This is a genomic window from Paenibacillus sp. FSL H7-0756 (genome assembly GCF_038006765.1).
In the GTDB taxonomy this organism is placed as follows: domain Bacteria; phylum Bacillota; class Bacilli; order Paenibacillales; family Paenibacillaceae; genus Paenibacillus_AQ.
Genome location: NZ_JBBOVT010000003.1, coordinates 82,063 through 94,187 on the forward strand (window position 1 = coordinate 82,063; position 12,125 = coordinate 94,187).

The window sequence follows — 12,125 nt, forward strand, 5'->3', positions numbered from 1 at the left end:
TTTATAGGCCAAAAGTCTTCCTGTCTATAGTTACAAATGGTAAACTATAAATAGTTATATTTCCCAATAGTGAGGGGTGGTTAAAATTGAAAAAAAGAAGGGGATGACGAAGAACTGTTCAGTTGGTTTGAACAGAGCCAGCCTAAATTGCGTAAATGATAATTAAAAATTTCCGCTGTATCGGATCGCTTACCGTTACAATTGATCTGGATGATATCGTGGTTTTGGTAGGCCCTAATAATGCAGGAAAAAGTTCCATTATAAAAGCCAATGATTTGGTTATGAATCACGGTTCAAAGAAGTGCTTGCTCAGTGAATCGGACTTCCCTGGTGGAAACGTAGATACCAGTGCTTTACCTGTAATTGAATTGCACACTATAGTAAATAGCGACTCCACCCTTGCTTTAAGGTGGTTGAAAAAATGAACGACAAGCCATTGTCAAAGAGCGATGGACTTGGTATTCGGCGAATGCCGAGCCCAAACGGCAAGGCTACGATGTTCAAAAGCGAGACTGGGATGAACAAGTGCCTTGGGGAGCGCCCGGCGTGGCGCAGTCCAAATGTCCATAACCACATATGGTTGAAGCGTTTACTCATCCACAGGTGCTGGAGAAGCAAGTCCTTGATCTGTTACATGCCATTATAAAAGACCGAATTAAAAATATACAGATAATTCAAGATAAGGAAGGCGAATTATCCGATTATACACGGCTTCTAAACAAATCACTGATTTACGTAAAAAGATTCTTGATGATTCTCTAAACGAGATACAAACAATTGAGAGTGATCTTTCTTCAGCAATTTCCGAATTGTTCCCAGGCTATGTGGTAAAGTTTGATCCAAGGGCAGAGGATGATATTGAGAACGACATATCGTTGTTTAAAAGTTCCTCAAAACTCTTGATGGGTCCAGTCAAGGTTATCAAGGTGCAATTGACAAACAAGGGAGCGGAGCAAGAAGAACCTTGCTTTGGTCAGCATTGCGTTTAATTGTGCAAAGCATAGCGGCGAAAAGGCTGTAAACGGAAGGCCGCATGTTCTTTTGTTGGACGAGCCCGAAGTATGTCTTCATCCCAACGCACTAACAGAGGCGAGCAGAGTTCTCTACGACTTGCCAAAGCAAGTGAACTGGAAGGATATGCCTACAACTCATTCTCCTGCTTTCATTGATTTATCACGTAATAATACGACAATTGTCCGTGTTGAGCGAAATGAACACGGTGATATTTTTGGTACAACTGTTTTCCGTCCAGAAAAAGTACAACTTGACGAAGATGATCGTGAAAGACTAAAACTTCTAAATTTGTTTGATCCCCATGTTGCCGAATTTTTCTTTGGAGGTCATACGATAATAGTCGAAGGGGATACAGAATACACATCATTTAAATATATCATCTCCAAAAATCCTGAGAAGTATCGGAATATACATATTGTCAGAGCCAGAGGCAAGTCAACCATAGTATCATTATGCAAAATTTTAAATCATTTTGGTAGCGGTTACTCGGTGCTTCATGATACTGATTTCCCTTTTTTGGCCAATGGAAATAAAAATCCGACTCGGGCACATAATACTTCTATACTCAAAGTGGTTAAAGCAGCTCCTTCAGGTAATGTAAGACACTTATCATCACTTCTAAACTTTGAGGCAGCTTATTTTAATCAGCTAAAGATGAGCAATGGGAAGCCTTATATATGCACTACTTCAAATTCAAAGCAGTAATTCCTCTTTTCACATAATAGAGAGGCTATTAGAATGTTTAATTCAACAGAGTAGCCAGCCCCAGTTTGGCTGTATTGCTTGGAAGTCAGAGGAAGAACTAATGAGCCTAATACTTAGTGGTAGGCATTGAAGAAATATCTCTTGATGAAAATCCAATTGGTGATAACTAAGGAGGAAATAATCGTGACCTGGCAGGACACAGAAAAGAACGTACGAAAAATAGCATCTTATATGTGGAACAGTAGTGCACAGCCTGAGCATGTTGCAGGTGTCAATATTGATGCTGTAATAAAATATCGACCAGACTATTGGATATTAATTGAAATAACACAAAATGAAACTTTGGGGAAACTGAGGGATGACCTTGCTAAATTTGCCGTTGTAAAACCCAGTTTACTTGCCAAAGGTATTTATGCAGAATGCTATTTTGTGTGTGAGGATGAACCTAACCCTTCATTAAAAGAAACAGGTGCAGCTAGCTTTGTAGATGTACTATCTATTGAGACATTTTCAAAAAAATTTTTTAATTACGATTCATATTATTATATAAGATCTCAGAAGAAATTCGGAAGTGCAGTAGATAGGAAATCTGGAGATAATGATAAAAGAAAGTATATACCAATTAAATACAGGCAGTTTAAGAATGGAAGAGAATATAGTCTGGAAGAGATAGCAACAATGTTGAAACAAAACAGAAAAATAGTTTTATTGGGCAATTACGGAACGGGGAAGAGCAGATTTATTAGAGAGATATTTTCTGAATTAAAGCGTATCAGTGATGGTAATTTAAAATATCCATTTGCAATTAACTTGCGTGATAACTGGGGGGTTAAAAGAGGACAAGAAATAATAAGGAGACATTTTGATGATCTAGGTCTATCAGCAGAGGCCGAGAATGTAATAAAAATATTTGGAAGTGATAGTGTAATGTTTTTGCTTGATGGCTTTGACGAGATTGGTGCTCAGTCATGGAGTGATAATGTTAACAAACTTAAGGAAATTAGGGCTGAGTCTTTAAAAGGAGTTAAGGATCTTATTCGCAATGTAAAAGGGGGAGTGATAGTAACTGGACGAGAGCATTATTTCAATAGCAACGAGGAAATGTTTAATTGCTTGGGGTTGGATCCAAAGACTGCATTAATTATAGAGTGTCCGGATGAGTTTACAGATTTGGAGATGAAGGAATATTTAGATAGTGTTTTGGATAATGTGCATCTTCCTGAATGGTTACCAAAGCGTGCTCTGATATGCCAGATTATAAGTGAACTAGATGTAACATATCTTGAAAAATTACTTAATGAGCCCTTGGGAATGATTGAATTCTGGCGTGCTTTAATAGAGGCAATTTGTAAAAGAGAAAGTGATATCAATATCTCATTGGACGCACTGACTATTAAGAAAGTACTTATTGAAATTGCGCGTATGACTCGAAACAAACTCCAGGATTTAGGACCTATTACAATAACCGAGATGAATAAGGCCTTTGAAATTGTTGTAGGTACGCCTGCAGTTGACGAGTCGGCGACAATGCTGCAAAGATTACCCGCTCTTGGTAGAGTAGGTTCAGAAAGCCATGACAGGCAATTTATTGACAAATATATACTGGATGGACTGCGCGCTGAGGATGTTATTGAGACTGTGTCAACCCAAAGTGATAAATTGAAAGATATGGCCTGGATTAATCCTTTAAGCGATTTTGGATTATCACTTGTAGCAAATGATATTCTTGATGATAATGGACTGAGCCGTTATAAAAGTTTTGTTACCAAACTTTTTAATTGGAAAAACACTATATTGACTGGCGACATCATAGCTTCATTACTTTCAAGTGACCAGAGCAGTTTGGATTTCAAACACCTATTTGTAGAAAATTCACATATATCTTTTGTTAACTTATCGGATAGCTTTATACGCAATGTGACTATTGATAACACAGTTATTGATAAGTTGGACATAACTAGCAGCAATGCTGAAAATGTTGTGATTAGTAACTGCATTATAAAAAAATTAATTGGTGTATCTTCAGAAAAGGGTCTTCCTGACTGGATTAAAAATTGCAGTATTGAAATGTATGAAACAATAGATAATGTTACTAGAATTAAAAATGCACCCCTAACTCTTGAGCAGAGGGTTTTTATTGTAATTATTAAGAAAATTTATTTTCAGCCTGGGGCTGGCCGAATGGAAGAAGCTCTTTTAAGAGGACTTGGAACTTCTGCTGATAAAAAGGCAGCCAATAAAATAATTAATATGTTGCAAAGAGAACAAATAATTGAAGTCTTTAAAGGGAGAGAGGGGAATGTTTATACACCTGTGAGAAAGCATACTCAAAGAATGAAAGGTATAATAGATTCACTGACTCTTAGTGAAGACCCTCTATGGAGGGCGCTTATATAAGGTTTCGGATTAGCGATGTAGGTAGGAGAGCACTCATTAAGGGTGCTCTTTTGCTTGTATTATAAATCATACGATAAAACTTCAGGGCTCTGATAGTTACTTTCATGCATAAAAAGCAGGTAGTGAAATGCTAAGCGTGCTATAGAAGATTTTCGCCTTATATATGATATGCTGACCCGTATCATAAAAAGAGCGAAATTGCATGTTTTAAAGTTTATCATTAGCTCAGTAAGTTCAATCTTGAAAAGCAATAAGGCCATAAGTAAACTAATTTCAGGACCAACAATACAATTGCGTTTATGTGTCAATTTAGCCAATGGACTCGCGAAACTGAAAATAAAAAGCGTTAAGCAGGGAATTAAAGTTTTTGAATTCTGTTTTTTATTCTTTTCCCCGCCTATATTATTCTTCTTCCCCCAACAACTCCCCAACTGAAACCTCCAGAGCCTTCGCAATAGCAACAACCTCATAATCTTGCACGAGCCTATATTGACCTTCCAATCGAGATAAACTTGTGGGACTAATATCTAACCCGAAGGTCTGCAACCTCGCAAGGAAATCCTTCTGCTTCATTTTCTTAGCTTTGCGAATTGCTACGACTCGGCTCCCGATGATGTTTTTGTCACCTGGGGGCTCTTTGCGATGTCTCATTTCCGTGTCACCTCACAATATTACCCAAATTGTATGCGAGGTAGGAGTTGTTTTAATGCGGATATCGAATTAAAATGAAATAAACCGATAAACGCATTAAAATTCTATACATCGTCTACAACCATAGCTTTGCCAGAAAGGTGAGGGTGCAATGCAGAATCTTATCCACAAGTATGAGGAGGAGAAGCGCAGGCTAAATGAACTTGGGCAGAGGTTACTGGAAGAAGGGGTTCCGTTAAGCACAAATGAGACGATTCAGGCTCAGAGTCGCAAGGTGGATGAACTTATTAATCAGATGTATCAAGAAAGGAACGGATACTCAGAGGTTTTCCGTTTAAACTTCTGTCCAGGGGGAGATGTGGTGAGTTTTCCAGCGTGGTTTATACAAACAATTCAGGGTAGATTAAATGAGGTTACAGCACAAATAGAATATGAGTCCGAGCCTAGACAAGCTTTTGAAGAGGAAAGTGAGGCGTTTCAAGCGTTGTTTGACTCCTTAGACATCGCACGTATGCCAAAATTTGAGGATTGGGAAAATAAACTCCAGGTAAAGCAATCCGTTCTTTATGAACGCTTATATCTTCAGGGACTAAAGGATGGAATGCAGCTTGCACAATCCTTTAACGCTCCTTCTGTTCTCTCGGAATAAGAATAGATAAAAGCATAAGCATACTCATGTTTGGACTGTTCATGCGACAGTCCTTTTCTTATGCTCATTAATGGCAGGGAATCCTTCCCATATTGTCGAATTACCATACTTATTGTAAATCCTGATGACTGGAGTTAACCGAGATGATCAAACAACTACGAAGCTGGTGGAAGGATACAGAGATTCCTAACTTAATTGGGCGTAAGAAAGTAGATTTTTCTATCTTTCGTGATGGTACTCATATTCCGGTGGAGTTTCATCCGGATTTCTTAGAAGCTAATCAAGGTCAACAGCCTACTTTGGGTGAAGGTATAAATGTTAAGCTCATCTATGAAGAGCGAGATTACGAAGCCAAGCTATTTAAATTAGATCAAGCATCCGCTAGCCGGGAGGCTCTTCAGCTTCGTTATAACGGAAACCAGGGATTGAAGGATTTTCTAATTGAGGTCTTCGCTCATTCTTACTCTTACATTATGCAAGAAAGAGAAAACCAACAATCGGATGCAGAAGTGAAGAAGCCCCAAGTTGTCGTCCCTGAAGATCAAGCGGAATACATAGATTTCTATGCGACAGGTGTTCCATTTGAATACCGTCTAGAATTCAGTACCTATCAGCCAAACCTAAGTGTGTGGTGGGTGAATCAGGGGACTACCATTCAAGCGGAGAAGGAAGCGGGAATTCTGTGGGCCCCCCTACTGAATACTCAAGGGCGTAAGCTGTATCACTGGGAGACGATGAAGGAGGTTAAGGAAGGAGATATCATCCTACATTACTCCAATAAGGCTATTCGTTATGTTAGCCAGGTTACAGCTGCGGCAGTCGAAGCACGGAAACCAGGCTCTATGGCTAATACGGGTTGGCAAGAGGAAGGAAGAATGGTTCGCACCCATTATGTAGAGCTCATTCCGTCCATTGCGCTACAACAGTTCAATCAGCAGATTATGCAACTGAATATAACCCAAGCACCGCTCCATACTGGAGGCGGAGTGAATCAAGGGTATTTGTTCCGCTTTTCAAGACAAGGACTTCAAGTGCTTCAGTCACTCACGACAGAAGTGAATTGGCCTGGTTTTACTATTCTAGAGCAAGATGAAGTTGCCTCCAGTATGGAGAGCTTGCGTGAGGTGATTCCTATTCTACCACCATCCGATTCTAGCATTACAGCATTCCTCCACCAAATCCAATCCAACATCCGCCGCCAAGGCTTCTTTTTCCCGGAGCATCTGATTGAGAACTTCTACCTGGCGCTGAAGGCGAAGCCGTTTGTGATTCTGGCGGGAATCTCGGGGACGGGGAAGACGAGGCTGGTGAAGCTGTTCGCAGAGGCGCTGGGGGCGACGCGGGATAATGGGCAGTTCACGTTGATTCCGGTGCGGCCGGATTGGAGTGATCCTGCGGATCTGCTGGGGTATAAGGATCTGGCGGGGCGGTTCCTGCCGGGGCCGCTGACGCAGGTGTTCGTGGAGGCGCGGCAGCCGGAGAATCGGCATCAGCCTTATTTTATCTGCCTGGATGAGATGAATTTGGCCCGGGTGGAGCATTATTTCAGTGATCTATTAAGTGTGCTGGAGACGCAGGAGTGGCGGGAGAGTGAGATTCAGACGCAGGAGCTGATCTCTCGTGCCTTGCTGGGTACACCTGAGGATCGAGCGACCTATGGCGGCCTGGGGATCCCGGAGAATGTATTCCTGATCGGGACGGTGAATATGGACGAGACTACGCATCCTTTTAGCAAAAAAGTTCTCGACCGCGCAAGCACCCTGGAGTTCAATTACATCAATCTGCAGCAGTACCCGCAAGGGGCTGAGCAGGACGCGGGTGATCCCGCTGATCTTAAGGATCTGAATCATCTCTTCCTCCGTTCCGATTATTTGCAGCTGGTGGATGCCTATGATACCCATCAGGAGCTCGTTGTGCGGACGACGGAGAGACTGGTGAAGATCAATACGCTGCTGGAGGATATCCATGCTCATGTGGGCTTCCGGGTGCGGGATGCGATTTGCTTCTATATGATCTATAACGAGCGCTTTGGCCTGATGGATGAGGAAGAGGCGTTCGACTGGCAGCTGCTGCAAAAGATTCTGCCGCGTATCCAGGGGAGTCATTCCTCGGTGCGCCGGGTTCTGCTGGGCCTGATGAAGGTTGCGATAGGCAGCGCTGCTGGCATTACAGTTAATGTTCAAGAACTCATGGACGACGATGCTTCGCCGCTCTATCTGAGATGGGCTGCTGGGCAGAATCCACCTGGGGTTAAGCATCCGCAAAGTGCCCGTAAACTGGCTTATATGCTGAGGAGGCTGGAGGAAGATGGATTCACCTCATACTGGCTCTCTTAATCAGGCGGTGGAATTGCTCCGTATCGAGACGGAGCTTTTTACGCTATATGTGCAGGGGCGGCCCTATCATCCTACGGTGGAGACGTTGCAGCTTCATCGCTCCCCGGAGCAGGAGTGGGTGAATGCTCAGCTTGGGATTACCTGCTCGCAGCGGCTTGGGGATGTACAGATTAAAGTGTTCTCGCCTGAAGCCTATGGGCTGATCGACTGGCAGCCGGGGGAGTCGTCCTTTCCTTGTTTTTATGAGACCCAACCGTATGAACTGGTGATTCAGAACAAGAAGGCGGCCAAGCTTACTTTCTATCATGAGAATGTACTGCTACGGCAGGCGGTTAAGCCGCTGGGTGACTCGATCCTTGCGGGTGTGCTGAACTTTGGGAATGAGGTTGGGCTGACGGAATGGGAGATCCGGGGCGAGGGGCAGACGCTGCTGTGGGTGGAGATGGAGATTTTCCCTTCGAAGATGGATTATAAGCGGGATTACCAGAACCTTCTGCATGAGGTGAATGCGCAGATCTATAATTTGGCTTTTGATTTTCTGCGCCGGACGTACCAGTTAACCGGACTGCGGGAGACGCAGCATCAGAGCCTGACGGAGTTCTTCGCGATCCTACAGCATGTATTCAGACAGCTTCTGGATGCCGTTGAGCGGATCAACAAGAATCCTAATATTGCGCTGCTCCAGGAGCGGCGGTTAATGGATGCAGGCCGGGTCAAAAAAGCCGGAAGAGAGAACATCCGCGAGCTCGCGAAGCATCCTGAACGGTTAAGAGAAGACATGAACCATGGATTCTTAACCATCGGTAACCGGAGCTACATAGCATCGCACTTAATGGAGACTCGGAAGCGCCTCGCCTATGATACAAGTGAGAACCGTTTCGTCCGCTGGATGCTGGAACGTATTCACGGCAAACTTAAGGAGCTTAAGAGCCGCTGGAAGGAGAACAGCCGGACCTCAGATCCGCTGCTCATCCGAAGAATCGACACGATGCTCACTCAGCTGGAGCGGGTGCTTAAGATAGATTTTCTGCGGGAGGCTGGAGCACTGAAGCAGATGTCCGTTACGCTGGTGCTACAGATGGCCCCCGGATACCGGGAGGTCTATCGCTGTTATCTCATGCTGCTCAAAGGCCTGTCGATCCAAGGCGACCTGCTTCGCCTATCCATGAAGGATGTCGCACAGCTCTATGAATACTGGTGCTTCCTCAAGCTGAATCAGCTCCTGGGGCAAAAGTATACGTTGGTGAAGCAGGATATCATTAAGGTGAACCGGAACGGGATCTTCGTTACGCTGGACCGCTCGCAGAGTGCGCAGATGGTCTATGAGAATCCGGTTAACGGAGAGCAGTTCATCCTGTACTATAATGCGATTCCTGGAACAGATAGGACCCCAACGCTCAGTCAACGTCCCGATAATGTGCTCACCTTGAAGAAGAAGGATGCGGGTCAGATCAAGGAGTATAAGTATGTGTTCGATGCCAAGTACCGCTTGAATCCGGCGTATGAGGGGACGTCTTATCAGCAGAAATATGGTCAGCCCGGGCCGGAAGAGGATGACATTAACACGATGCACCGCTACCGGGACGCGATAGTCTATCAGGAGACAGGCTCAGGGGAATACGAGCGAAGCATGTTCGGGGCATATGTGTTGTTTCCGTACCCTGATGAGGAGCGGTACAAGTCCCACCGTTTCTACAAAAGCATCGGGCTGCTGAACATTGGCGCCTTGCCGTTCCTGCCGAATTCCACAAGCCTGGTGGAGCAATTCCTGGCTGAGATTATTCAGGATAGTCCGGAGAAGGCTTATGAACGCTCGACTCGTCCGCGCGGTACGAAGGAATACTATGCCAATCAGCTTGCGGGCAAGAATGTGCTTGTGGGCTCTGTCCGGGGACCGGAGCAGGTGAGGGTGGCGCTGCGGGAAGCTTTTTATCATATGCCGCTTAAGAATCTTGCCAGCCAGAAGCTGCTGACCCAGATCGAATACATCGCGATGTGCCAATCCCGCAAGAAGTTCATCGATCCGGCCAAAACAGGCATTCACTGGGTAGGCAAGGTGGCCGATTGGAAGGTGCTGCGGCGTAAGGAGATTACGGAGGTTCCTTGCCGGCCGGGTACAGAAGAGGAATTGTATGTCCGGTTCACCATTGAAGAATGGAAGAGGTTAGCCGATCCGGTCTCTCTTGGGGGACAAGGAATCTATACGGTGCTCCATACCAGCAAGTACATTCTGGACCGGGCCTTGGAGATTGCCGAGCTTCGTCTGGATACGGACGCAGAATTGCGTGAATGGCGGGAGAAGCGCCGCAAGGGCCGGGTGAAGGTGAGGCTGGATCATGAGGAGTATGTGGATTTGGGTCGGGTTGTGGAGGTTAGGAATATTTGAAAGAGACGTGGAGAAGCGTAGATCTTTCGATTAATTTGAAAAAAGGAGAAATGAATTATGAATCATCGCCATCATCCATTCTTTCGGCTCGCTATGAAAACCTTAGTTATGCTGCTGTGCGCTGGTCTGTTGCCACTCGTACACACGGGGGCTCCGGCGCAGGCTGCACCGGTAGTGGGGAATCAGATCAGGCCACTGCAGATTAATAACCAATATGTGCTGTTTCCAGGCAAGCTGGCACCCTATATCCAGGAGGGTAAGTTAATGGTGCCTGTCCGTGCGTTCGCAGGTGCGCTGGGTGCACAGCTGACCTATGATGCCGCCACCAAAAGCTCTACGATCTCGCTTCTTGGGGAGAGTGTGGGGAAACTGCGGGCCGGGCAGGCCACAGCGGTAACCAGAGACGGCAGTACGATAGCGCTGGGAGTGTCCCCGCAGTTGCAGGATGGTGTGCTATTTGCACCCATGAACCCAATCCTCACCGGGCTGAAGAAGCTGAAATGGGAGAACATGTTTAACGTGCTCAGACGCCATGTACTGATAGTGCAGGGCCGGAGTGACACAGTGCTGCCGCAGGCCAAGTCGTGGCAGAGCGTGACTCCGTTTGGAGATGTGCCTGGAGAGCACCAGAATCCCTTTTACCCTACACTGCTGACGCAGTCTACCGACGGGAAAGGCTTCCGGCTAAGCCTCAGCGTGCTTAATGATTCCGGGTTTGTTATTCCCAAGGGGGCTTCCAGCTTGGAGTTCGTTGCTGTGAACAGCCAAGGCCAGGCCGTAGTCCGGCAGCTTCCCGGCCCTTCACAGGCGACTCCTAAGGCAGGGGCCTTGTCATTCACGATTAATGTGCCCACAGCGCCGGATTATGTGATTTTCAATTCACGGATCAAGTGAAAACATAAGGAGGCCAGGCCTGCCATGGACACCCCGGAACACATTCAGAAGCTGCACGATGAACATAGAAAGGAATGGTTATCGGCTAAGCCAGAGGAACGTATAATACGTTTCTATGAGACGGATAAGCCTTATGGTTGTTTTTCTAATTTTGCGAAGTATCCCATAATGTTAAAGGTCAAAGAGTGGGCGACATCGGAGCATTATTTCCAGGCCCAAAAGTTCGCAGGAACAGAGCATGAAGAGGAAATTCGGCTTGCCAGTACGCCGATGATAGCCGCTAGGATGGGGAGGGAGCGGAATCGGCCGCTGCGCCCGGATTGGGAGGAGTGCAAGGTTGAGGTGATGCGGGAGGCCCTGGTCGCCAAAGTCGAGCAGCATTCTGTGATCAAGTCCATTCTGCTATCTACAGGCGATTGTACCCTTGTTGAACATACCTCGAATGATGCCTACTGGGGAGACGGCGGGGACGGGCAGGGCGGCAATATGCTGGGGAAGCTGCTGATGGAGATTCGGGGCAGCCTTGCGGGATATAGCGCCGAATTCTTTTTGCCGGAATGGATGGTGTATCCTGATCTTCCTCCCTCCAGTATGGGCTGGAGAATGGGGGCGGGAGAAGATTATTTGGTGCATCTGCAGGAATGGAGAGGGAAGCAGTCACCGGAAGCTCTGAAAGAGTATGATGCGTATTTTAACCCGCCGGAGGAGTGGGCTCGGGCTAATGAGTAATTCTAAGAAAATAGATATCTCTATACATTTTCTTACTTTATGAAATGATTTGTGGTATAGTAAAGGCAGAAAAAACGTAGAATACAAAGAGAGCCGTGCGGGAACACGACTCTCGGAGCAATAGCCGCTTTTAAGGGCGGTGGCTTTCGGAATATCAGTTAAGAAATAGACCGATTCCTTGGTGAGGGCGGTCTATTTCTTTTGTGCGACTTGTTTTACTATAACCATCATGTGTGGGAAACGTAAGGATGCAAAGCATCTAACTTAGTGACCGAAGGTTGGAATGAGGGAACCATGTATCCCAAAACGACCTCATTAATACTCCTGCATGCGGTATTAGGCAGCATATACCGTATGGAGCCAG

Annotated in this window: 9 protein-coding genes; 8 read left to right on the forward strand and 1 reads right to left on the reverse strand. The window is 45.6% G+C overall.

From position 1 onward, the window contains the following. Positions 1-155: 155 nt before the first annotated feature. The 3 genes from NST04_RS26285 to NST04_RS26295 all read left to right on the forward strand — a co-directional run bounded on the left by NST04_RS26285 (position 156) and on the right by NST04_RS26295 (position 4,116). Positions 156-425 carry an AAA family ATPase gene (locus NST04_RS26285; RefSeq protein WP_341186910.1) on the forward strand — a complete coding sequence of 90 codons (270 nt, stop codon included), beginning with the start codon at positions 156-158 and terminating at the stop codon, positions 423-425. Between the two features lie 544 nt (positions 426-969). Then, positions 970-1,719 carry an ATP-dependent nuclease gene (locus NST04_RS26290; RefSeq protein ID WP_341186911.1) on the forward strand — a complete coding sequence of 250 codons (750 nt, stop codon included), beginning with the start codon at positions 970-972 and terminating at the stop codon, positions 1,717-1,719. A 183-nt stretch (positions 1,720-1,902) separates the two neighbouring features. Continuing rightward, complete coding sequence (locus NST04_RS26295; RefSeq protein WP_341186912.1) at positions 1,903-4,116, forward strand: NACHT domain-containing protein; 2,214 nt, start codon at positions 1,903-1,905, stop codon at positions 4,114-4,116. A 402-nt stretch (positions 4,117-4,518) separates the two neighbouring features. On the opposite strand, the gene NST04_RS26300 is transcribed toward NST04_RS26295, so the two are convergent. Next, positions 4,519-4,767, reverse strand: coding sequence for a helix-turn-helix domain-containing protein (locus tag NST04_RS26300; protein WP_341186913.1), 249 nt, complete (start codon positions 4,765-4,767; stop codon positions 4,519-4,521). A gap of 151 nt (positions 4,768-4,918) precedes the next feature. On the opposite strand from NST04_RS26300, the gene NST04_RS26305 reads away from it, so the two are divergent. From NST04_RS26305 to NST04_RS26325, 5 genes are all read left to right on the forward strand, one after another. Further along, a complete protein-coding gene (locus NST04_RS26305) occupies positions 4,919-5,416 on the forward strand; it encodes a hypothetical protein (RefSeq protein WP_341186914.1) in 498 nt (165 codons plus the stop codon). 473 nt (positions 5,417-5,889) lie between these two features. Further along, on the forward strand, positions 5,890-7,752 hold the full coding sequence (locus tag NST04_RS26310) for an McrB family protein (RefSeq protein ID WP_341186915.1): 1,863 nt from the start codon (positions 5,890-5,892) through the stop codon (positions 7,750-7,752). Further along, positions 7,724-10,138 carry a restriction endonuclease-like protein gene (locus tag NST04_RS26315; protein ID WP_341186916.1) on the forward strand — a complete coding sequence of 805 codons (2,415 nt, stop codon included), beginning with the start codon at positions 7,724-7,726 and terminating at the stop codon, positions 10,136-10,138. The genes NST04_RS26310 and NST04_RS26315 overlap by 29 nt, the downstream gene beginning before the upstream one ends. 57 nt (positions 10,139-10,195) lie before the next feature. After that, on the forward strand, positions 10,196-11,032 hold the full coding sequence (locus tag NST04_RS26320; RefSeq protein WP_341186917.1) for a copper amine oxidase N-terminal domain-containing protein: 837 nt from the start codon (positions 10,196-10,198) through the stop codon (positions 11,030-11,032). 24 nt (positions 11,033-11,056) lie between these two features. After that, positions 11,057-11,761 carry an NADAR family protein gene (locus NST04_RS26325; RefSeq protein WP_341186918.1) on the forward strand — a complete coding sequence of 235 codons (705 nt, stop codon included), beginning with the start codon at positions 11,057-11,059 and terminating at the stop codon, positions 11,759-11,761. Positions 11,762-12,125 lie beyond the last annotated feature (364 nt).